Raw genomic sequence first — 21,333 nt, 5'->3', positions numbered from 1 at the left:
GGCGAAGCCGCGGCACGCGAAAGGGGTGGGCCCCGCCGGATGACCGGCGGGGTCCACCCCGTGAGGCGTGCTCAGCGAGCGACCTTCGCCGTCGGCTTGCTGGTGGCGGTGCCGTCGCTGTGTCCGGTGCGGCGGGCGGTCACCTTCACCGTGATCTTCTTTCCCCGCTCGGCGGAGGCCGGTTTCAGCGAGGACCCGGTGGCGCCCTTGATCGCCCTGCCGTCCGCGTACCACTGGTAGGCGTACGAGGACGGGGTGGGCGTCCAGGTGCCCGGGGCGGCCTTGAGCGTGCGGCCGACCTTGGCGGTGCCCGAGATCGTGGGCGCCTTGGTGGCCTTCGGGGTGCTGCCCTTGGCGACCGTGGCCGCGGCGGTCGTGGCCGTGCCGTCGGTATGGCCCGTGCGGTGGGCGGTGACGGTGACGGTGACCTTCTTGCCGAGCAGCGAGGCGGGCACGGTGTACGTGGACGCCGTCGCCCCGGGGATCGCCTTGCCGTCGGCCTTCCACTGGTAGCCGTACGACGTGACGGCCGGAGTCCAGATGCCCTGCGTGAGGCCGAGCTTGACGCCGACCTTCGCCGTGCCGCTGATCTTCGGGGCCGTGGTCGCCATGGGGGCGGCGCCCTTGTCGACCGTGACGGCCGCCGAGGTGACGGCGGTCTCTCCACCGAGGAGGCGGGCGGTGACGGCGACGGTCAGCTTCTTGCCGAGCAGCGAGGCGGGCACGGTGTACGTGGACGCCGTCGCCCCGGAGATCGCCTCGCCGTCGGCCTGCCACTGGTAGCCGTACGACACCGGGGTGGGCATCCAACTGCCCGGGTTCGCGGTGAGGGTGGCGCCGACCTGGGCCGTGCCCCCGATGGCGGGAGCCGCGGTGTTGGTCAGCGTGGGCGGGGTGACGGTGAAGGTGCCGAGTGCGTACTCCCCCGCGTTGTGGGTGATGACGCCGAGGTTCCAGTCGCCCGGGAGAGCCCCGGTCAGGTCCAGCACGGCCGTAAGGGTCCTGCGGTTGGCCGCCACCGACACAGTGGTCGACTCCACCTTGCCGCCGACCCGGCTGAGCACCACCTTGTCGTCCTTGTGCAGAGCCGTACCCGTCACGCGCACGGTGGCCTTCGTGCCGCTCTCGGCGGTGGTCGGGGTCACCCGATCGACGCTGACCCGCTGCGTGCCGCAGATGACGGATGAGCAGATGAGTTCCGCCCGGTAGGAGGTGTGTGAGGCCTTCTTGGGCAGGCTCAGGACCATGATGCTGGGGGAGGCGCCCCTGGTGTCCGGTTCGTCGACCGAGCATCCGTAGCCGGTGGGCACCGTCAGCGTGCAGCCGTTGTCGAGGCTCTTGTCGTACAGCGCGGGCACGGCGGCGTCGGTGGCCCCCGTGGTGTCGCTGATCGCCATGTCGAAGCGGTCGCCGACAGCGGTCGGCAGTACCGCGCAGACGGCGGTGTGCTGCTCGTCCAGGGTGCCGGTGATCGGACCGTACCCGTAGCTGATGTTGGGGACGGCCGTGCACTCCCGGGCCGGCCCGGCGGCGGTGGCGATGCGCAGGGCGTCGAAGTGATACGGGTCGTCGTCCTTCTGGCTCGTCGGTACGGTGACGAGGACCTGGTAGTGGGTGGAGCCGGTGACCGCGCAGGCCTTGTTGGGGTAGGTGCTGCAGGCGAGCTTGCCGTCCTCGCCGTAAGCCACGAGGCTCGCGGTGCCGTGCGCGTCGCGGACGTCGAGGTGCAGGGTGTCCTCGGCGTCGGAGGTGGTGACCTGGCGGCAGAGCAGCGTGTTCGCCCCGGAGAAGGTGCCGCCCGTGGACGGTCCGCCGACCGGGGTCGCGGGATTGGCGGTGCAGCCCTTCGCGGTGGAGGTGACGTCCCGGCGGGTCAGGGTGTAGGTGCCGGTTGTGTCGCTTCCGTTGACCAGGACGGTGTGCGCGACGCCCGGCACGAGGTTGCAGGTGAGCCGGATGCCCTGCAGAGCGGGGCCCCGGCAGACCTGCCTGCTGTACTTGTCCACGACCGAGAGGTACGTCCTGGCCGTCGTACCCGGGGCGGCCTGGAGCTGGATGCTCTCCATCGCGCTGTGGTCGCCGGCGGGGATGGTCAGGCAGTGCGAGATGACCCCGCCACCTGTGCTGAGGCCTGCGTGGGCGCTTTCGGAGGTGAAGTCGCCCGCCGGGAGCACCTGGCAATCGTTCGGCGCGCTCGTGCGGTACAGCGCGAGGCGGTAGGAGCCGGTCGGCGTTTTCTGGTCGGCGGCGGAGACCAGGACACGGAACGGAGCGGTGCCGTTCAGCCCGCAGGTGCCCCAGTTGAGGGTGGTCCCGTCGCACTGCTCGGCGCCGGTGGCGTCGGCGACGGTGACGTCGATCCGCGGGATCTGGCCGCTCACGCTCTTCAGCGCGGCCATACCGGAGCCCTTGGGCAGCGGCAGGGTCAGGCAGTCCACCTCGCCGCTGTGGGTCAGGGTGCCCTGGTGGGTGCCGAGTTCGACGGGCCGGCAGCCGGTGACGGCGGACCGGTCGAGGATCAGGGTGGCGTCGTCGGTGAGTACGGTGTAGTCACCCGCGGCGGGCAGGGTGCAGATGCCGTCCGATGCGCAGACGGTCCTGCCCGTCTGGTCGTACGCCTTCAGCCGGGAGCGGCTCCCGTCGTGGACCCCGTACACGTCGTAACGCCCGGCGGCGGGTGCGGTGAAGACCTTGCAGCCGGAGGCCGCATCAACGGTGGTGGGCGCCGCGCCGTACGCATTGAGCGGGACGTGCGCGCAGCCGGCCGGGTCGGAGAGGCGGCGGATCTTCAGGGTGTACGCGGCGGGGAAGCCGCCCTCCACGTCGCCGATGCGGGCGAGGACCCGGTAGGGGCCGTCGCCGGGCAGGACGCAGCCTTCGCTGTTGTCGTCGTTCGAGCGCGGGCAGATCCGGGCACCGGACGCGTCGGTGATCCAGTACTGGCTGTCGCCGGAGGGCTTGTCGGTGCGGAGGTCGACCGTGATGCGCTCACCGGCCTTCCCGGTGAAGGGCCGGCACATGATCGCCACCGGGCCGGGGGCGGAGCCCTTCACGACGGGGGTGTCCCACGCCGTCCCGGCCTCCGGGGCACAGTGGTCGGCGGTGTTCAGCGGCACGACGGCGACAGGAGTGTCGATCAGGTTCTGCCACCCCTGATTGACCACCTTCAGGGTGTAGGCGCCGGCGCGGGGCAGATCGCACCAGCCCGCGTCGCTCCGATCGGTTTGGTTGCAGTTCAGTTGGGTGGTGCCGTCGAAGACCTGGGAGTAGGTCTCGGCGTGGACCTTGCCGAGCACGACGCGGTGCAGCCCGGCCTTCTCAGCGGTGAAGCCGAAGCAGACGCTGCCGCCGTGGCCGGCGACCGTCGCCTTGCCGACCGCGCCGGCCGGGTCCCCGAAAGAGGTGAGCGGCAGCGCGGCGCAGCCGGCTCCGGCGGCGTCCGCGGCGGTGGGCGTGATGTCCCGCGCCCACGCTGCTCCCGCCGGAAGAAGCGTGGACAGCAGGACGGACAACAAGACGGGCAGCGTGAGCAGGAGTGCGGTGCGCGGCGCAGGTCTGGCGCTCGTCGCACGCGGATGGCGTGACATTCCGTTCCCCCCGGGACGGTCAGGACATGGCCGCGCGCGTGGGTCTGGTGCGGCACATGACAAATGTGCCGCAATGATCGCACAGGAGTCCGACCAAGAGGGCGGGCCGCCGCACTGTGCGCGGCGGGTGCTGACGATTCCCGACAGTTACCCGGAGGGACGCGTAGTCGCTCCCCGATCCCGGACCCGCGTGCTTGATCAAGCGCCAGGCGCGGCGGTGATGATCTTGTCCGCCCGCTCTCCGCGCCCTCCCCGGGGACCTCGCCCAGTCACACCGCATCACCTTCCGTAACAGGTCAGTGAAGGGACTTCCCCTCCGCGACAGTTTCAGCATACGCTGAAATTAGTTTCCACACGTGAGGAAATTAGGAGTTGATCATGTACGCATTCTGGTGTACCTGCCCGAGGGGAACCGCCCGTTTCCGGCGTTGGCACCCGACCGACGTCGCCGGGTACGACCTCAGGACTCCCGCTGTGTTCGGCCGACGGCCGACCAGTCCATCCTGATCAGCGTGATGATGCCGCCTCCGTCGTCCCGGCGCTGCTCGGCTGGGGACTCCTGGAGCTGCTGGAACGATTTGCCCCACGGCGGGCCACCGTCGTCTGGGAGGCGCTCACGGCTCTGGTGTTCGTCGGCAGTCTTCCCTTCAACGGGGTCGGCCTCACAACGTCCGACCTCCTCCTGCTGGCCCTGATGCACCTGATCGTCGCCGCGGCGGTGATCCCCGCATTCGTGATCACGTCACCGCGCCGATTCTGACGCCCGGCTCAGACCATCCGAAGAGCTCGTGGTGCAGCACCGGTGTGACTGACGGCGTCCGCAGCGTCTCCCCCATGCTTACCGCCCTTCAACAGGGCCCCCGCGTCCAGGTCGTCGCCGACGCCGGCGTCGGCCTCCTCCCCGCCCGACTCGCCCAAGCGAGCCGCCGCACCCACCCTGGAGACCGCCATGACCATGGCCTACCTCGCCCAGCCCAGCCAGCAGCAGACCCTTGAATGGCTCGACGGCGGGCTGTTCACGATCCTGCTCGACAGTCAGGCCACCGAGGGACAGCTCAGTGTCGGACGGTTCGACATCCACAAGGGGGAGGCCCCGCCCTTCCACCTCCACACCCGCGAGGACGAGGTGTTCCTCCTCCTCAAGGGCGAGGCACTCGTGTGGGTCGGAGACGAACGCCACGAACTGTCCGAAGGCGGCGTCGTCTACCTGCCCCGCAATATCCCCCATGGCTACCGCATCACGTCCGACCGCGCAGACCTCCTCCTCATCGCCACCCCCGCGGGCATAGAGGAAATGTTCCGGCACGCCGGACGCGACGTCACCACCCCCCGCCCCGACGGGTTCGAGATCACCAAAGACAAGCTCGCCGAAGCCGCAGCCCTGCGCGGCAACCGCATCATCGGACCACCTCGCTGACCATCCGCCCCCACCGCGTCCGCCCCCACCCGCCGTCCCGCATCCACCGCGGGACGACCCGAAAGGCGGGGCCCCACCACATCGATAGGAGGCCCCGCCATGGCCAACCTTGCTCTCCTCTACCCGATCGGCGCCGCTGTCGGCGCTACGTACGCGGCCGCCGCATGGGCCTGGCGCCGCTTCAAGGCCGCGGCCCTGGACGGCGTGTACCCGGGATCCCCGCAGCACCAGGCCGCGCTCCGGTCGGTCAAGGACCGCACCACAACCCAGTTCACGTACTGGCCGTACCTGCCGACCGCGATGCAGGCCGCCCACGACGAGCGGGCTCTGGACACCGATCATCCCGACACCCTCAGCGCCCGCAACAACCTCGCCACCTACGACGACGATGCAACAGCGGTACAGCAACCAAATACAGCAACCCCAACAACCGCCCCCGACCTTCTGCCCTCCGCAGCCCCTCCCACGCAACCGCTATGACCCCTACCGACTGATCTCTATAGAGCTACGGATCAGAAGGTTGCAGGTTCGAATCCTGCCGAGTACACAGCAGGCCAGAGGCCCCCGGCGATCAAACCGGGGGCCTCTGGCGTTACCTGATGGCGGCGCCCGTAAGACGCCGCAGGTCAGAGCGCTTCCTTGGAGGGCGTGATCGGCCGGCCAGACTTACGTACTACAGGCAAGACACTCCAGGGGAAGTTGATCCACTCGTCGGTGCGCTTCCAGACGTACTCGCACTTCACCAGCGAATGCGACTTCTCGTAGATGACGGCGCTGCGCACCTCGGCAACATGGTCGACGCAGAAGTCGCGCACGAGCTTCAGCGTCTTGCCGGTGTCGGCGACGTCGTCGGCGATAAGGATCTTCTTGTCCGAGAAATCAATGGCGTTCGGGATGGGCGCGAGCATGACCGGCATCGCGAGAGTGGTGCCCACCCCCGTATAGAACTCGACGTTCACCAGGTGGATGTTCTTGCAGTCGAGCGCGTACGCCAGTCCCCCGGCGACGAACACACCGCCCCTGGCGATGCTGAGCACGATGTCGGGCTCGTACCCGTCGTCGGCGATGGCCTGCGCCAGCTCGCGGATCGCGCCGCCGAACATCTCGTACGACAGGTTCTCCCGTACATCACTCATCGCTCACACCTGTGTCCGATGGAAGTTCATGTACGACCGCGACGCCGTGGGCCCCCGCTGCCCCTGGTAGCGGGACCCGTACCGCTCGCTCCCGTACGGGAATTCGGCCGGCGAACTCAGCCGGAACATGCAGAGCTGACCGATCTTCATGCCGGGCCAGAGCTTGATGGGCAGCGTCGCGAGATTCGACAGCTCGAGCGTGACGTGCCCGGAGAATCCGGGGTCGATGAACCCGGCGGTCGAGTGCGTGACCAGCCCCAGCCGGCCGAGACTGGACTTCCCCTCCAGCCGCGAGGCGAGGTCGTCCGGCAGCGAGATGACCTCGTAGGTCGAGGCAAGGACGAACTCACCGGGGTGGAGGATGAATGCCTCGTCCCCCTCCGGCTCGACCTTCCTGGTCAGATCCGTCTGCTCGACAGCTGGATCAATATGCGGATAGCGGTGGTTCTCGAACACCCGGAAGTAGCGGTCGAGCCGCACATCGATGCTCGAGGGCTGCACCATGGATTCGTCGTACGGATCGATGCGCACCCGTCCGGCGTCGATCTCGGCCCGGATGTCCTTGTCTGAGAGAAGCACGCCCCGAGGATACGCAGAGTGCGCGGGCCCACCCCAATCGGGACAGCCCGCGCCCACTCCGACCCGCCGCTTCCCCGCGGCTGCCGGCTACCGCTTGGCCGACCGCTCCGACTCCACAGGGACGACGCTGCGAAGCCGCGCACAACGCGGACACCGGATGAGCCGCCCGGGCCCGATCCGATCGGCGCCGAGCTGCTGCATCGGGAACGAAGCGGTACTGAAGACGTGCCCCTCGGCACAGCGGACGACGGTGCGCTCCATCAAGTCCATCGGGTCCCTTCCCCAACAAAATGCGGACGAACGACCACATTAGGGGATGAACGGGACGCACCCGCATCCGGCGCTCCGACGGCACTCCGCACGCAACGGTACGCCTCAACTCCCGTGCGCCGCAGCCGCATCCGGGTCAGCGCCATCAACCGCATCCGGGGCGGCGTCATCGACCGCATCCGCTCCCTGGACAGCACGAGGGCCCCGCGGCGAAATACACCGGGGGCCAGCGATGGGGTACAGTGTGCGACGATGCGGGGCCGGTCGACGGTCCGTCGCGCGGGTGTAGTTTAATGGTAGAACATGAGCTTCCCAAGCTCAGAGCGCGGGTTCGATTCCCGTCACCCGCTCCATAGAGAAACTCCAGGTCAACGACCTGGGGTTGTTTGTTGTCTAGACCATTTTTGGGGCGCGTGCCATTCGCGTGCCATAAGGGACCGAGTTGCCGCGCCGAATTGGGCAGCGCAAGCCCCGATTCGAGGATGCGCCACCGAGTCGTCTCGAATCGCGAGACGCATTTTGTGTGACCTGCGCCACTCGCCGATGGAGTGGTGCTTGTGTACGGGTGCGAAGTACCTCTGGGCTTCCTGGTCGTCTTCCCTGATAGGTCTGCGTGTTGAGGCGGATCGAGCCAGGGTGAGTTCGTTCGACCACCACGCACAGCAACTTCGGCAACGTGCGGCCCTGCTGGAGCGTCAAGCGGACTCCGAGGCGGTACCGGGGCCTCTTGCCGAGCGGCTGTACAGAAGTTCCGCACGCCTGCGTTCTCAGGCCGACGCCCACAATCGTGAGCGCGTCACCGGCTGCGAGAGCGCCTCATGAGCCCGTCAACCGACGAACGCGCACGTATTCGCGCAGCCATGGACCGGATCTTCAGCGACGCCCCCGCCCGCTCTGATGGAGCCTGGACCATCGTCGCTCTGGCCGCCGAAGCCGGTGTCCCGCGCAATGCCCTCACCCAGCGACACCCGACCTCAGAAACGAGTTCTACGACCAAGTCCGCGCACGGGGCCAGGCCCCGGACCACGAGAAGCGGCTCCGAAGGCAGATCACGAAGCTCACTCCGCGCCCCGAATGCAGTTCAGATCCGGCAACTGGAAGCAGACGTCGAAGCACTCGTCGGAGCGCTTCATCTGTCCCAACTGGAAAACAGCAGGCTGCGCACCCAGCCCGCGAACCCCGACATCCGACTCCTGAGGTAGGGGGCACCCAGACCCGGCCCTGCCGTGTCCTCGACCTGGTCGCTGCCAGAGCCGGTGCTCGCCGCGGCTGGTCGACTGCGAATCGATGTGGATCAGTGCGGTGGTGGCGGGATCGGGCCAGAGCCAGCCCGCCAAGGGCTGTGGCGATCAGCCCTGCCACCGGCCGGGCATACGGGTGCAGATCTGCACGCAGACGGGGCTGGATGAGTTGCGGGAGGCGGCCAGCGCGGTCGTCTCGGCTACTTCGGGTCGCGGTTGAACTGCGCCGTCGACCAGCGGTAGCCGAGCGCGATCAGGCCGACGCACCAGGCGATCGCGATCCAGCCGTTGTTGCCGATTTCGGTGCCGAGGAGGAGACCGCGGAGGGTCTCGATGGCGGGGGTGAAGGGCTGGTACTCGGCGATCGGCCGGAACCAGCCCGGCATCGTACCGGCCGGGATGAAGGCGCTGGAGATGAGCGGCAGGAGGATCAGCGGCATGGCCATATTGCCGGCCGCCTCGGGGTTCGGACTGGCCGCGCCCATGCCGACCGCGATCCAGGTGAGTGCCAGGGCGAACAGCGTGATCAGCCCGAACGCCGCGATCCACTCCAGTGCCGTGGCGTCCGTGGACCGGAAGCCCATCGCCACCCCGACGGCGCCGACGAGGACCACGCTCATCACGCACTGCAGCACGCCGCCGACGACATGCCCGACGAGCAGAGAGCCCCGGTAGATCGCCATCGTGCGGAAGCGGGCGGTGAGGCCCTGGGTCATGTCCACGCAGACGGACACCGCGGCCCCGATCACGGTGCTGCCGACGGTCATCAGCAGCAGGCCGGGGACGATATAGGCGATGTAGTCGGAGCGGTTCGCACCGCTGCCACCGATGCCGGCGCTCATCACGTCGCCGAAGATGTAGACGAAGAGCAGCAGCATCATGATCGGCGTGAGCAGCAGGTTCAGGGTCCCCGACGGGTAGCGCCATGCGTGCAGGAGGTTGCGGCGCAGCATCGTGTTCGAGTCGCGTACAGCGAGAGAGAGGGAGCTCATCGGACGGTCTCCTTCGGCTGGTTGGGGACGTTGGCTGGGCCGGTCAGGGCGAAGAACACGTCGTCGAGGTCGGGGGTATGGACGGTCAGTTCGTCCGCCTCGATGCCGGCGGAGTCGAGCCAGTCGAGAATGGAGCGCAGCTCGCGCTGACTGCCGTCGCTGGGGATGGACAGCGACAGTGCCTCGTCGTCCCGGGCGACCTCGCGCAGGGCGTCAGCGGCGGACTGGTACGCGCCAGGGTCGGTGAAGCGGAGCCGGATGTGCCCGCCCGGGATGAGCCGCTTGAGCTCCTCGGCGGTGCCCTCGGCGGCGATCTTGCCGTCGTTCAACACAGCGATGCGGTCGGCGAGTTCGTCGGCCTCGTCCAGGTACTGGGTGGTGAGGAAGACGGTGACGCCGTCGGAGACGAGGCCTCGGATGATGCCCCACATGTTGTGGCGGCTGCGCGGGTCGAGTCCTGTAGTGGGCTCGTCGAGGAAGATGATCCGCGGGCTGCCGACCAGCGTCATGGCGAGGTCGAGTCGACGCTTCATGCCGCCGGAGTAGGTCGAGGTGGGCCTCTTCGCGGCCTCCACCAGGTCGAAGCGCTCCAGGAGTTCGGCGGCGACCCGCCGCCCCTCGCTCTTGGACAGGTGGTGGAGGTCCGCCATGAGGAGCATGTTCTCCTCGCCGGTGATCAGGCCGTCGACGGCGGAGAACTGCCCGGTGACACCGATCGCGGCACGGACCGTCTGTGGGTCGGCGGCCAGGTCGTGCCCGCCGACGTGCAGGTCGCCGGCGTCGGCGGTGATGAGCGTGGAAAGGATCTTGACGGCGGTGGTCTTGCCGGCGCCGTTCGGGCCGAGCAGCGCGAACACAGACCCGGCCGGGATGTGCAGATCGATACCGTCGAGGACGAGCTTTTCGCCGTATGACTTGCGTAGCCCGACGGCGGAGACGGCGGTCGGCGACGGATGACCGTCACCTTGCCTGGATGTGGGCATGACAGATGAAGGCATGATGGCTTCCTTTCGGAGGCTGGAGACGCAAGGGGAGTGGAAGCTTTCGGAACCCGGATTGAGTGACTGTCCGTACTACACGTCAGTCGTGTCGCCTTGGGGAATGGTGTCGAGCGGCCCGCCGCCGGAGACCTGCTCGCCGGGGGCATGGGCAGGACTGAGCCAGGTATCGCCAGCCTGCTTGACCACCTCGGTGGACAGGATCTGCGGCGGCTTCCGGTGGCCGGTCGGCTCGCGCCTGTTCGCGCTGCGCCGAGGCGAACGAACCGCGCGTGCGGGCTACTACGCCCACTGGCATGAGGCGACGGGTGTTACTTCTCGGCCGTACCGGGTTCCCTGCTGATGGACTCCTGGTAGGCGTCCGCATAGGTGCGCGAGTCCTTGACCAGGTCGTCGCAGAACGCGGCGACGTCGTTGCCGATGAGTTCCAAGACCCCCTTGCCCGCTGCGACGCCTTCCTCGAAGAAGTCGACGATCCCGGGGAGCAGGGGCCCGTCAGGCAGGTCGATCGGTCCGACCTTGAACAGGTACTTCTGCATCTCCTTGTAGACGATCTGGTAGTCCGGCGGGAGCGCCTTGACCCGAGCCATGTGCGCCCGCCACTGCTTCTTGCCCTCGATGATGTCCTGGATGCCCACGTCAGCCTCCCAGCCGGCTCAATCTCCTTGCGACGTTCCTGTTCAACTGCTCGCGCCACCGGTCGCGATAGGTTCGAGCCCCTTCTCCACCGGCCAGCGCCGCGCAAAAGCCTCGGATGTCGTCGCCGAGCACCTCGTGGACGCTCTGCCCGTCCGCCGCTGTTTCTTCGAGCAGCCCCAGGGCTGCGTCGAGGATCGGCATCAGGTTGCGGCCGGTGAAGTCCCCATGGGGAAAGAGGTGGCCCTTGATCTGTTCCCACGCCGCCCGGTAGTCGTCTGGCAGGGCCTCGGCCCGGGCTTCGAACGCCTTCCAATCCCTGGTGAGATCGCTGCCTGTGATGGTCTCCCAGAAGTTCATCTCCCGCCCTCCTTGAGCCTGTCGATGCGTGATGAGACGTACTGCCATTTCGTCCAGAACTTCGCGAGTTCCTCGCGTCCGGCGTCGTTGAGCGCGTAGAACTTGCGCGGAGGACCGACCCCGGATGGTCGTTTCGTCACCTGGACGAGTTTGTTCCTCTCCAGTCGCAGCAAGATGGTGTACACCGTCCCCTCGACGACGTCGGCGAAGCCGAGCTCGTTCAGCTGACGAGTGATGGCGTAGCCGTAGGTTTCCTCGCTGCCGATGATTTCGAGCACGCACCCTTCGAGCGTGCCCTTCAGCATCTCCGTCAGGTCGTCCATCGCGAGTCCTCCTCGCCCCCTAGCGGTACTGCGTAGCACCGAGTACCACTATACGGTATCACCGAGTAGTGGAGAATGTCAGCGCGGCAGTCTTGCCTTCTGCAGGCTTGGGGCTTCCCCTACCGCAACACGCTGAACTTGACAGAGAACGGTCGGCAGACACGCCGCAGCGCCGGACCAGCGGAATGCCGGTCCGGCGCTGCGGGTGGTCACGCCTCCAGGGCGGCTGAGTCGTCGACGGTGTCACTTGCACGTGGGACAAAGGGGTGGACGATCGCCCCCAAGATCCTCGCCGAGGCCCGCGCGCTGAACATCGCCGGAGCCCACTTCGTCGGCGCCGTGGTCATGGCCTACATCGATGGCGATCTCACCCTGCCCGGCCAGCGCACCCCCGTTGACGATTACATCGACGAACTCAACGCGCTGCGCTCTCAGGTCGCCCACATCGGCCGCAACGTCAAACAGATCGCCAAACGCCTCAACTACGGTGGCCATCCACAGCCTGGGGATACCGGCCTTCTTGCCCAGACCGATCGTTCCCTGGATGCCGTCTCCAAGACCATCAAGAGCATCGCGGCAGCCGCGAACCAGGCCGTCTCCTCGAAGGCAGCCTGATGATCGCCAAGATCAGCAGCGGCAAGAGCACCGCTGGCCTGATCCGGTACCTGTTCGACACCGAGAAGGCCAAGGACCACACCGACCCCCACCTGGTCGCCTCCTGGGACGGCTTCGCCCCCGACCCCGGCCGCGCCGAAGACTTCGACGCCACGAAGATGCTCCTCGTGGCGGACCTCGACCTACGCGTTAAGCAGGCCAAGCGGCATGGCCGCGCCCCGAAGCAGCACGTGTGGCACTGCTCGATCCGCGCCGCCGAGAGTGACCGCATCCTCGGCGACGAGGAGTGGGCCGATATCGCCCGCCGGGTTGTGGCGGCCACCGGCATTGCTCCCGAAGGTGATCCCGATGGCTGCCGGTGGGTCGCCGTCCGACACGCCCCCGACCACATCCACATCGCCGCCACCAAAGTCCGAGGCGACCTGCGCACCGCACGTCACTGGAACGACTACCTCACCGCCGACCGCGAACTCGCCGCCATCGAGAAGGAATACGGCCTCCACCAAGTCGTACGCGGCGACCGCACCGCAGCCCAGCGCCCCACCCGCGCCGAACGGGAAAAGGCCCACCGCGCCGGACAGCAGCAGACAGCCCGCGAACGGCTGCGCACCACCGTCCGCACCGCCGTCTCCGCTGCCGCCAGCACCGAGGAGTTCCTCGGCATCCTCTCCGGCACCGAGGGAGTGCTCGTCGAGGTCCAGCACTTCCCCTCCGGCGACGTACGCGGCTACAAGGTCGCCCTCGAAGGCGACACCAACACTGCAGGTGAACCCATCTGGTTCTCCGGCTCCAAACTCGCCCCCGACCTGTCCCTCCCCAAGATCCAAGAACGGCTGGCCGCCACCGAGACCGTGCCCGCCCACCAGCAGTCAGGCCGGCGCAGGACCAATCCCTGGCACCAGGCCACCGCCGCCGCCGAACGCATCCCCCACCACCTCGACCAGGCGGACGACGAAGCCGCCCAGGCCCATCTCGCCGCCTTCGGCGAAGCCCTCGACTTCCTGCCCCTCATCGCCCCTGCGCACCTCCGGCCCCAACTTCGCCAGGCAGCAACCGCGTTCGAACGCGCCACCCGCTCCCGCATCCGCGCCGAACACCACCACGCCCGCGCCCTGCGCGGTGCCGTCCGGACCATGCTCCGCGAGCCCGCCCCAAAGGACGGCGCCGCCCTGGCAATGTTCCTCGACGCCGCGATCCTCGTCGTCATCGCCGCAACCCGCTGGCACGACGTACGACACCACGACCAGCAGGCCATCTCAGCCCACCAGACCCTGCTGCACCTCCAGGCCGCCTACGACCAAGCCGCCATCCCACCGCTGGCCGGCCTCACCCACCGCAAGCCGCCCCAGCAGACGGTGGACCGGCACATCCGCCACATCCAGCAGGCCGTGCCCAAGCACGCGGAACAGGTCCTCAACGACCCCGCCTGGGATGCCCTCACGACTGCGCTCGCCGACGCTGAGGCCGCGGGCCACGACCCGGCACAGATCCTCCAGCAAGCCGCCGACCAACGGACCTTGGACGACGCCCACTCCGCCGCGAAGGCTCTGACCTGGCGCGTACACCGCCTCACCCAGAGGACGCCCCCCAGCGCCCGAGCGGTCGCCGCCCAGGCCCGCAGCACCATGTCGGCCACACAACACCCGACTCCTCCCGCTGCCCGTCGCACTCACGGCCCCTCCGGCCCGCCTAAGGCACACAGCCGCTGATCAACAGGCCGCCGAGTTCCAGCATCATCCGCGCCGGGGAGTCCGGGAGGCTAAGCGGGCACGGCGCTGATGCGCTCAGCGAAACGACGCAGTCCCGGGATTTCACCGTTGAAAGTGAGGAGTTCCGACGTGAGGGAACGGATCTTCGGCCGGCGTGCTTCCTCCGGTGCGTAGGCTTCCAACGCCCGCAGTGCAGAGAACGCCCGCTCGGGCTCTCCCATGTCCCGCCATACCCTGGCCACGTCCATGCACAGGCGTCCCCGGCGCTCCGCGTTGGGTAGCTTCATCGGTTCGACCTTCGCCGCGTAGTTCAGTGCCAGGGTGCCTTCGCCGAGGGCGTGGTGGACGGAGATGCGGAACACCGTGGTCTGGTCCTGGCCGAAGACGCCGGGGATGTAGAGCTTCTGGGCCGCTGTCTCCCGGCGCTGGGCGGTCTCTTCGGCCTCGCCGATGAAGTCCAGGGCCTGCCCGCGCCACCCGGCCTGGGCCGCGCTGTAACTCGCGGTCAGAAGGAGCGTGCCCCGCATGGCGAGCTGATCGGGAGACTTCCCAAGCCTCGCCGTGGCCTCCTGGAGCTGGTCGATCGCCGCGCCGTATTCTCCGGCCCGGCGCATGGTGATCGACATGGCGTGTGCGGCCTCTCCCATCAGCACGGGGTTCCCGGTGAGTTCGGCCTGCTGCCGAGCCCGGTCGGCGGCGATCCAGGAGTAGCCCTGGTAGTTCTTGACGGCGAGCTGGGCCAGGAGGACATACGCCCGAGCGGTGACGTCGTGGGCGCGGGAGGCCAGAGAATCGGACACCAGCCGGGGCAGCGCCCTGCCGAGGTCGGTGTAGTGGGCCTCGTGGAAGAGGGCTCGAGCCTGGACGAGAGACGCGGTCAGTGTCGGGCGCGGTGACGGTTTGCTCTGCGGCAGATGGAAGAGACTGCGCTCGACGAGGTCTTTCGGCTCAGCCGCTGCCGCCGCGGCGGGGAGCGCGACACCAGCACCAAGTGCTAGCCCCGCAACCAAGAATCCGCGCCTGTGCACATCGTCCCCTTCGAGCCCGACTTCCTGTCTCGTCAAATCAAGCACATCACAGCACCGCGCCAGGGTCGCATCGTCGGGAACCAGTTGCCCGCCCTCGACACGGGACACCCACGAGGATGAGTATCCGAGCGCTTCGCCGAGTCTTCCCTGACTCATCCGCTTGAGTACCCGCCCACGCCGCAGTACCTCGCCCAGCTTCTCGGTCATGCACACAGTGTGCCGATCCGTGCACAGACTTTGCAGGCCCTCGGCGGACGGGGCCGTGCCCTCCCACGCCGGGTAGGCAACGGTCGTGCGTCCTTGACGGCCCCGCTGCCGTCGGAGGCTGTCACGCAAATCAGCGCAACTCACTGGCCAGGGGAGATCGTTATGCAGCTACGGTTCATCGGGATCGACCCCAACACGGGGGGCACCGGTTCGCCCACCGTGTGGGTGGACGAAGAGACGCTTGATCTCGCCTTCCAGGGGTGGAAGGCGGATGAGAAGACTGAGGCGGAGTGCGAGGCAACGGTGGTTCCAGGGCACGCTCCTGGGATTCCGGAGCATGAGACCGTCATACGGATACCGGCGCGCATGGTGTCGATGATCAGGAAGGCGTGCGATGTCGCAGAGCGTGGAGAGCTTCGCTGAGATCGTCCGGGACGTTCACCGGTCCGCGGTGCACCTGGAGATGCGGGACTCCTACGGCGTGGAGAACGAAGCCGACTACTTCGCCGCGTTCCGGCGCGGCGAGTGGAGTGAGGAGGCCGAACGGGAAGAGCGCCGGTCCTGGCTCGACCTCGTGACGGCCACCGTGGCGCGGGGTGTCGTCATGCGCCGGGCGCGGATCGTGTCCGTGCCGGTGTCCGAGTACATCCGGTACGAGTACGCCGGCACCCAGATGAACATCGATGCGGGCGAACAGGTCCGCTGGCTGGAGAGGCGGCAGGCAATCGGTATCGCCTTGCCCGCCAACGATTTTTGGCTCTTCGACGAGCGCCTGGTGCAGTTCAACGTGTTCGACGGCAACGGGCAGTGGGTCCACATCGACCACACAGAGGACCCGGCTGTCGCACAACTCTGCACGTCGGCGTTCGAAGCCGTGTGGGAACGCGGCACCCCCCACGAGAAGTTCACCGTCTGATCCCCGCCAGCACCGGACAGCCAGCTCATGCCAACGTTACCGTCCTCCAGCGCCCAAGCGGCCCGTGAAGCCCTCGCCGTGCGCCTGTCGCACCTTCGCAGGGACGCTGGCCTCAACGGTCGTGAGCTGTCTGCCCGATGCGGCTGGCACCCGGCGAAAACAACGCGCATCCAAAAGGCCGAGGCCGCGCCCACCGACGCCGATATCCGGGCATGGTGTGAAGCCTGCGGAGCTGAAGATCAGGTCGAGGATCTGATCGCCACCGCCCGCGCCGTTGAGTCGATGTACCTGGAATGGCGGAGGCTGCACCGGACCGGGATGCGTAAGGTCCAGGAACACTTCTACACACTGCATGCGCAGACCCGCGTGTGTCGCTCATACGTGTCCAACGTCGTTCCCGGCTTTTTCCAGACGCCCGCGTACGCCACCGCGCTCATGCGCAGCATCACTGACTTCCAGGGCACTCCCGATGACGTTGCCGAGGCAGTGGCCGCCCGGGTCGCGCGCAGCCGGTTCCTGTACGAGGGCAACCATCGCTTCGTCGTGCTGATGGAGGAGTGGGTGCTGCGCTCGCGACTCGGGGGCCCGGAGACGATGGCGGGTCAGCTCCAGCATCTGCTCGCGGTGATGCCGCTCGTGTCGGTCTCCCTCGGGATCATCCCGTTCACCGCCCAGCGCACCGTCTGGCCGCTGGAGGCGTTCTACCTCTACGACGACCACCGGGGCGTCGTGGAAACCCTCACAGCCGAGGTCAACGTCACCCAGCCACGCGAACTCGCCGACTACGGCAAGGCGTTCGGAGAGCTGTCGAAAATGGCCGTCTACGGCGCGCCCGCTCGGGCCCTCATCGCCTCCGCCATCGACACCCTCCGGTGAATCTGCGCAACCCCTCGCAACTTCGTTGAGCCCGCTCCCCGCTGCTTCCTACGGTGATGGCACCGCCCACGGATCCGGCTCGCAGGCCCGGCTCTCATGCGGCACCAGATCGGCGGCTCCCTCCCCGCGTCCCCCGCCGGGGACGGAGCCGCCCTCCAACCCCAGCCCGAGGAGCTGTCCTCATGACCCGCCGCGCCCGAATCCTCGTACCCGGAGATCCCTCCGCCGTCGCCTTCGCACGGAATCGCGTCATAACGCAGGTCCGGGCCTGGGATGTGCCGCTGGATGAGGAGAAGCGGTACGCGGTCAGGCTGGTGGTCTCGGAGCTGGTCACCAACGCCATCGCGCACGCCGAAGGACTCATCAGCGTCGGCCTCTATCTCAACGAGGAACGCCTGCTCTTGGTCGTCCACGACGGCCACCCCACCCGGCCACGGCGCCGCCGCCCCACCACCAACGACGAGACCGGCCGGGGCCTGGCCCTCGTCGCTCATCTCGCCACACGCACCGGCTGGGACCCGACGCCCAACGGGAAGAAAGTCTGGGCCGAGTTCGATGTCCTCACGCCCCCGCCGACCGTACGCGGGGAAACACTGCGGAGGCGCATGAAGGCGGCCATGCCCCGGACCTACATCACCGCCCACGTTCTCTTCGCCCTGGCTGCCGGTCTGTGAACGGCGCCCGCGTGGGCCGCCATGCTGCTCCCTCTCCATCAATCCGCTTACCGGGCCTGGGCTTCATCGCTGCCGCCCTGACGGTGTGGGCGACCCCGGCCGCGCTGATCCTCGGCCACGAACAGGCCGGCGAACTCCTCGCAACTCCACCACTGGTAGCTGCTCCCGACATCAAGCAGCCCACGTAACCCACAGACTTCCGTTCGGAACAGCCCTGGACAGGTCGAGCCGAACGGAACCGGTGCCGGGGTTCTCCCCCGAGGGCCCCGGCACCACTTCATGCACCACTCCCTTCCCTTGAAGGAGCAGTGATCTGTGTTGAACTTCCGCAAGGTCCACGGAGCCGGAAACGACTTCGTTCTCCTCGCCGGCACCGCCCCCGACCTGGAAAAGGACTGGTCGGAGACGGCCAGAGGGCTATGCGCCCGCCGTACCGGAATCGGCGCGGACGGACTCGTCATCAGCGCCCCGATCTGCACCGGCGTCCTCGGGGTCGCCTGCTTCAACGCTGACGGCTCCATCGCCACCATGTGCGGCAACGCCCTCCGCTGCGCCGCATGGTGTGCGGCCAAGGACTTTGCCCTGACGGAAATGGCCCTGGTCATGTCCAGCGTGGAGCACCAGTCGCTGGTACGCGATGACGCGTCTGGGCCACGGCCGAAGTCGGCCAGGTCGCGCGTACGTCCAGAACGCCGCGGGCAGTCGGCCGTCCGCCTCGGTTGGGCTTGTAGGTGTCGCCAGCTCTCTCTCATACGCCTCCGGATCCGGCACACACCAGCAGCCCCAGCACCGCCACACCGGGCAGCGCGAGCACGCCCAGCGCCGGCCCGTAGTCGCCGCCCCTCAACGCCGGCACACCGGCCACGGTCAACGGGCCGATCAGTGCCCCGACCTGGTCCAGGGCCTCATGGACGGCGAAGCCGCGCCCGCGCCCGGTCGCGGCCGTTGCGGTGGAGGTTGCCGTAGCGGTCGGTCAGCCGCAGCAGTCGCAGCCGGGGCGGCAATCGCACGAATCGGAAGACGCAGCGGGACCAGTCGGCGCCACCGGTACGGTGCAGCAGCCCTTGCCTTGCCAGGCATCACGGCCTTCCTTGACCGCGATGGCCGCGATGACCAGCGCGGCGATCGGGTCGGCCCACGACCACCCCACGGTGGCGTTGAGAACCAGGCCGACCAGGAGCACGGCGGACAGGTAGGTGCACAGCAGGGTCTGTTTGGAGTCAGCGACGGCCGAGGCGGAGCCCAATGCGCGTCCGGCGCGGCGCTGGGCGGCGGACAGGACCGGCATGACGGCCAGGGACAGCGCGGCCAGCACGATGCCGGGGAGCGAGGGCTCTGCCTCACCGGTGCTGGCCATGGCCCGGATTGCATCGGCCGTGATGTAGGCGGCGAGCGCGTAGAACGAGACGGCGATGATCCGCAGGGTGGTCTTCTCCCGCGCCTCGCGTATCGCGTGGTCGCGCGCGGAGAACTGCCAGGCGAGTGCCGCGGCGGAGGAGACCTCGATGACCGAGTCCAGGCCGAAGCCGATCAGCGCGGTGGAGGAGGCGATCGTGCCCGCGGTGATCGCGACAGCTGCCTCGATGACGTTGTAGGTAATGGTGGCGGCGACCAGCAGGCGTATCCGGCGGGCCAAGGCGTCGCGCCGGGCCGTGGCCGGGCCGATGGATATCTCCGCGGCCATCAGCAGCAGTCCTTCGTCTCGGCGTTCGCGCAGATGCGGTCGGTCTCGACGGCGACCACGGCGGTGCGCAGGTCGTCCAGGGCGTGTCCGAGGCGGGGGTCGGCCAGCTCGTAGCGGGTGCGGCGGCCAACCGGCACGGCCACGACCAGACCGCAGTCGCGCAGGCAGGCCAGGTGGTTGGAGAGCCGGGTGCGGGAGATCCCCAGGGAGTCGGCCAGGTCGGAGGGATGGGCCGGGGCCTGGTGCAGGGCGAGCAGTAGTTGGCAGCGGATCGGGTCGGCAAGCGCGCGGCCGAACCGCGTCAGCACCTCGATGTCGGAAGCAAGAGTCAGCACCTCCTAACAGTACACAGAATGCTGAATTCACAAAACCATGGACCTTGTAGCGCCTGCTGCATTCTGTGGTGTGACGAACCGTGAAGCAGGGATGCGGTGGCTAGTCCTGGTGATCAAGCTGCCTGCGGAGCCGTCGCGGGTGGCGGTCTGGCGGCAACTGCGCAAGATCGGCGGGCTGTCGCTGGGCCAGGGGATCGGGGCGGTGCCAGATGTGCCGGTTTTCGCCGACGGGGTGCGGCGGAAGCTGACCGAGCGGGCGGTTCGAGGAGGAGATCGCCAAGGAGATCCGGATCGCCGAGGTCACCCTGGCCGGTTGTCGTGAGTTCCTGCACGTCAGTGCCGGGATCGGCCGTGGGCGGCTGCGGCATGGGTGACGACGTAGACGTCGATGTCGTCGCCGGATCCTTCGATGATGGTCTCGCCCACGCCGCGGGTGAACATCTGCTTGAGGCAGCTGCGGCGGGTGGCGCCGATGACGATCTGGGTCGCGTTGACCTGGCGGGCGAATTCGAGGACGGCCTCGGCGGGGTCGTCGCCGGTCACGGTGTGGTAGGTGCCGCCGAGGTCTTCCACCAGGGCGCGTTGGTGGGCCAGGAGCTGTGGGGAGACTGCGGCCAGCCCGTCGCCGCGCTCGACGTGGACTGCAAGGAGTTCGCCGCCTGCCCCGCGGGATGCAGTCCGTTTGCCGCGTCGGATGAGGGTGTCGCCCTCGGGTCCGCCGGACAGGGCGACCAGCACGCGTTCCCGGGTGCTCCACGGCTGCTGGATGCCGTGTTCCGCGCGATAGCGCACGAGGACTTCCTCGACCCGGTCGGCTGCCCAGAGCATTGCGATCTCCCGCAAGGCGCTGAGATTGCCAGGACGGAAGTAATTGGCCAGCGCGGCGTCGATCTTCTCGGGCGGGTAGATGTTGCCGTGCGACATCCGTCGACGCAGCGCCTCGGCCGACATGTCCACCAGTTCGATCTGGTCGGCGCGGCGGACCACGTCGTCGGGCACAGTCTCCCGCTGTTTGATGCCGGTGATCTGTTCGACGACGTCGTTGAGCGATTCGAGGTGCTGGACGTTGACGGTGGAGATCACGTCGATGCCCGCTTCGAGCAGCTCTTCGATGTCCTGCCAGCGTTTTTCGTGGCGGCAGCCGGGGACGTTGGTGTGGGCGAGCTCGTCGACCAGGGCGACTTGCGGGTGGCGGGCAAGGACGGCGTCGAGGTCCATCTCGGTGAAGGTCGTGCCGCGGTAGGGCATGGTCTTGCGGGGCACGGTCTCCAGTCCCTCGGCCATCTGCCGGGTGAGCGGCCGTCCGTAGTCCTCCATGAAACCGATGACGACGCCGGTGCCCCGGCCGGCGCGGCGCTGCCCCTCGCCGAGCATGTCGTAGGTCTTGCCCACGCCAGGGGCTGCCCCTAGATAGACCCGCAGCCTGCCGCGCGGCACGGTTCCTCCTATCCGGGCAGACGGTCCAGCGCCAGGTTCGGGTGGGGCACGTTGACCCGTGGCCCAGGAACCGCACCCTTCCCTGTACATGGTCGTTCACCAACGCCGCACCGCGCTCCTGGTCCGGGGGCGCGGGCATGAGCCACCCGGTGCCTGCTGGCGGCGCCCCAGGCCATAGGACGAGCGGGAACGACGCTGCGTCGTCCCCGCCCCTGGTGGTCACGCTTCCCGTGCGAGCCGTTGAAGACCACGGCTGCTGACTGACAGGAGGCGTCGCAAGTGGCTGCCCGCGGGGCTCGACGTCGTCAGTCGC

At 68.2% G+C, this 21,333-nt stretch carries 23 protein-coding genes, 1 tRNA gene and 1 pseudogene; 12 read left to right on the top strand and 13 right to left on the bottom strand.

The annotated features are described in order from the left end of the window. Window positions 1-71: 71 nt before the first annotated feature. The gene (locus tag OG966_RS21890) at window positions 72-3,587 is read right to left on the bottom strand and encodes a hypothetical protein (RefSeq protein WP_326651454.1); all 3,516 of its coding nucleotides are present in this window, start codon (window positions 3,585-3,587) and stop codon (window positions 72-74) included. A gap of 472 nt (window positions 3,588-4,059) precedes the next feature. On the opposite strand from OG966_RS21890, the gene OG966_RS40865 reads away from it, so the two are divergent. From OG966_RS40865 to OG966_RS21880, 3 genes are all read left to right on the top strand, one after another. Next, window positions 4,060-4,347, top strand: a complete 288-nt coding sequence (locus OG966_RS40865) for a DUF6069 family protein (protein WP_442806814.1) — start codon at window positions 4,060-4,062, stop codon at window positions 4,345-4,347. A gap of 189 nt (window positions 4,348-4,536) precedes the next feature. After that, window positions 4,537-5,004: a cupin domain-containing protein gene (locus OG966_RS21885; RefSeq protein WP_326651453.1), complete on the top strand. Its 468-nt coding sequence runs from the start codon at window positions 4,537-4,539 to the stop codon at window positions 5,002-5,004. Between the two features lie 99 nt (window positions 5,005-5,103). Then, window positions 5,104-5,484 (top strand): hypothetical protein, encoded by a 381-nt coding sequence (locus OG966_RS21880; protein ID WP_326651452.1) that lies wholly within the window; start codon window positions 5,104-5,106, stop codon window positions 5,482-5,484. Window positions 5,485-5,630: 146 nt separating this feature from the next. On the opposite strand, the gene OG966_RS21875 is transcribed toward OG966_RS21880, so the two are convergent. The 3 genes from OG966_RS21875 to OG966_RS21865 all read right to left on the bottom strand — a co-directional run bounded on the left by OG966_RS21875 (window position 5,631) and on the right by OG966_RS21865 (window position 6,989). After that, a complete protein-coding gene (locus tag OG966_RS21875; RefSeq protein WP_326651451.1) occupies window positions 5,631-6,140 on the bottom strand; it encodes a phosphoribosyltransferase in 510 nt (169 codons plus the stop codon). A 3-nt stretch (window positions 6,141-6,143) separates the two neighbouring features. Continuing rightward, the gene (gene dcd / locus OG966_RS21870; protein WP_326651450.1) at window positions 6,144-6,719 is read right to left on the bottom strand and encodes a dCTP deaminase; all 576 of its coding nucleotides are present in this window, start codon (window positions 6,717-6,719) and stop codon (window positions 6,144-6,146) included. An 87-nt stretch (window positions 6,720-6,806) separates the two neighbouring features. Further along, window positions 6,807-6,989 (bottom strand): hypothetical protein, encoded by a 183-nt coding sequence (locus OG966_RS21865; RefSeq protein WP_326651449.1) that lies wholly within the window; start codon window positions 6,987-6,989, stop codon window positions 6,807-6,809. 279 nt (window positions 6,990-7,268) lie between these two features. On the opposite strand from OG966_RS21865, the gene OG966_RS21860 reads away from it, so the two are divergent. Next, window positions 7,269-7,342 (top strand) — tRNA-Gly (locus tag OG966_RS21860). A gap of 1,088 nt (window positions 7,343-8,430) precedes the next feature. Here the strand turns inward: OG966_RS21860 and OG966_RS21855 are convergent. The 5 genes from OG966_RS21855 to OG966_RS21835 all read right to left on the bottom strand — a co-directional run bounded on the left by OG966_RS21855 (window position 8,431) and on the right by OG966_RS21835 (window position 11,539). Beyond that, window positions 8,431-9,222: an ABC transporter permease gene (locus OG966_RS21855; protein ID WP_326651448.1), complete on the bottom strand. Its 792-nt coding sequence runs from the start codon at window positions 9,220-9,222 to the stop codon at window positions 8,431-8,433. Further along, the gene (locus tag OG966_RS21850) at window positions 9,219-10,220 is read right to left on the bottom strand and encodes an ATP-binding cassette domain-containing protein (protein WP_326651447.1); all 1,002 of its coding nucleotides are present in this window, start codon (window positions 10,218-10,220) and stop codon (window positions 9,219-9,221) included. The genes OG966_RS21855 and OG966_RS21850 overlap by 4 nt, the downstream gene beginning before the upstream one ends. 311 nt (window positions 10,221-10,531) lie before the next feature. Next, on the bottom strand, window positions 10,532-10,858 hold the full coding sequence (locus tag OG966_RS21845; RefSeq protein ID WP_326651445.1) for a DUF1048 domain-containing protein: 327 nt from the start codon (window positions 10,856-10,858) through the stop codon (window positions 10,532-10,534). A 1-nt stretch (window position 10,859) separates the two neighbouring features. After that, complete coding sequence (locus OG966_RS21840) at window positions 10,860-11,216, bottom strand: DUF1048 domain-containing protein (RefSeq protein ID WP_326651444.1); 357 nt, start codon at window positions 11,214-11,216, stop codon at window positions 10,860-10,862. After that, window positions 11,213-11,539, bottom strand: coding sequence for a PadR family transcriptional regulator (locus OG966_RS21835; protein WP_189110929.1), 327 nt, complete (start codon window positions 11,537-11,539; stop codon window positions 11,213-11,215). Before OG966_RS21835 ends, OG966_RS21840 begins: the two co-directional genes overlap by 4 nt. 132 nt (window positions 11,540-11,671) lie before the next feature. Here OG966_RS21835 and OG966_RS21830 point away from each other — a divergent pair, with 132 nt between their 5' ends. Continuing rightward, window positions 11,672-12,154, top strand: a complete 483-nt coding sequence (locus tag OG966_RS21830) for a hypothetical protein (protein ID WP_442806813.1) — start codon at window positions 11,672-11,674, stop codon at window positions 12,152-12,154. Continuing rightward, window positions 12,154-13,863: a relaxase/mobilization nuclease domain-containing protein gene (locus OG966_RS21825; RefSeq protein ID WP_326651442.1), complete on the top strand. Its 1,710-nt coding sequence runs from the start codon at window positions 12,154-12,156 to the stop codon at window positions 13,861-13,863. Before OG966_RS21830 ends, OG966_RS21825 begins: the two co-directional genes overlap by 1 nt. A gap of 50 nt (window positions 13,864-13,913) precedes the next feature. Here OG966_RS21825 and OG966_RS21820 read toward each other — a convergent pair whose 3' ends face one another. Continuing rightward, on the bottom strand, window positions 13,914-15,098 hold the full coding sequence (locus tag OG966_RS21820) for a helix-turn-helix domain-containing protein (RefSeq protein WP_326651441.1): 1,185 nt from the start codon (window positions 15,096-15,098) through the stop codon (window positions 13,914-13,916). Between the two features lie 162 nt (window positions 15,099-15,260). Here OG966_RS21820 and OG966_RS21815 point away from each other — a divergent pair, with 162 nt between their 5' ends. The 5 genes and pseudogenes from OG966_RS21815 to OG966_RS21795 form a co-directional block, all read left to right on the top strand. Continuing rightward, window positions 15,261-15,521, top strand: coding sequence for a hypothetical protein (locus OG966_RS21815; RefSeq protein ID WP_326651440.1), 261 nt, complete (start codon window positions 15,261-15,263; stop codon window positions 15,519-15,521). Beyond that, the gene (locus OG966_RS21810; protein WP_326651438.1) at window positions 15,493-16,014 is read left to right on the top strand and encodes a DUF6879 family protein; all 522 of its coding nucleotides are present in this window, start codon (window positions 15,493-15,495) and stop codon (window positions 16,012-16,014) included. The genes OG966_RS21815 and OG966_RS21810 overlap by 29 nt, the downstream gene beginning before the upstream one ends. 27 nt (window positions 16,015-16,041) lie before the next feature. Continuing rightward, window positions 16,042-16,890, top strand: a complete 849-nt coding sequence (locus OG966_RS21805; protein ID WP_326651437.1) for a helix-turn-helix domain-containing protein — start codon at window positions 16,042-16,044, stop codon at window positions 16,888-16,890. 182 nt (window positions 16,891-17,072) lie between these two features. Next, window positions 17,073-17,564 carry an ATP-binding protein gene (locus OG966_RS21800; RefSeq protein WP_326651436.1) on the top strand — a complete coding sequence of 164 codons (492 nt, stop codon included), beginning with the start codon at window positions 17,073-17,075 and terminating at the stop codon, window positions 17,562-17,564. A gap of 315 nt (window positions 17,565-17,879) precedes the next feature. Beyond that, window positions 17,880-18,125, top strand: a pseudogene (locus OG966_RS21795) (diaminopimelate epimerase); the annotation flags it as partial. Window positions 18,126-18,537: 412 nt separating this feature from the next. Here the strand turns inward: OG966_RS21795 and OG966_RS21790 are convergent. Together OG966_RS21790 and OG966_RS21785 are read right to left on the bottom strand one after the other, a co-directional pair. Further along, window positions 18,538-19,248, bottom strand: a complete 711-nt coding sequence (locus OG966_RS21790; protein ID WP_326651434.1) for a cation transporter — start codon at window positions 19,246-19,248, stop codon at window positions 18,538-18,540. Then, on the bottom strand, window positions 19,248-19,583 hold the full coding sequence (locus tag OG966_RS21785; RefSeq protein ID WP_326651432.1) for an ArsR/SmtB family transcription factor: 336 nt from the start codon (window positions 19,581-19,583) through the stop codon (window positions 19,248-19,250). The genes OG966_RS21790 and OG966_RS21785 overlap by 1 nt, the downstream gene beginning before the upstream one ends. A gap of 109 nt (window positions 19,584-19,692) precedes the next feature. Here OG966_RS21785 and OG966_RS21780 point away from each other — a divergent pair, with 109 nt between their 5' ends. Then, complete coding sequence (locus tag OG966_RS21780) at window positions 19,693-19,905, top strand: Chromate resistance protein ChrB (RefSeq protein ID WP_326651431.1); 213 nt, start codon at window positions 19,693-19,695, stop codon at window positions 19,903-19,905. Between the two features lie 11 nt (window positions 19,906-19,916). Here the strand turns inward: OG966_RS21780 and OG966_RS21775 are convergent, their stop codons facing one another. Continuing rightward, entirely contained in the window at window positions 19,917-21,020 is a 1,104-nt protein-coding gene (locus OG966_RS21775; protein ID WP_326651430.1) for a universal stress protein, read from the bottom strand. Window positions 21,021-21,333 lie beyond the last annotated feature (313 nt).

Origin of the sequence: Streptomyces sp. NBC_01750 (assembly GCF_035918095.1) — a bacterium.
In the GTDB taxonomy this organism is placed as follows: Bacteria; Actinomycetota; Actinomycetes; order Streptomycetales; family Streptomycetaceae; genus Streptomyces.
This window is presented reverse-complemented; position numbering and strand designations above follow the sequence as displayed.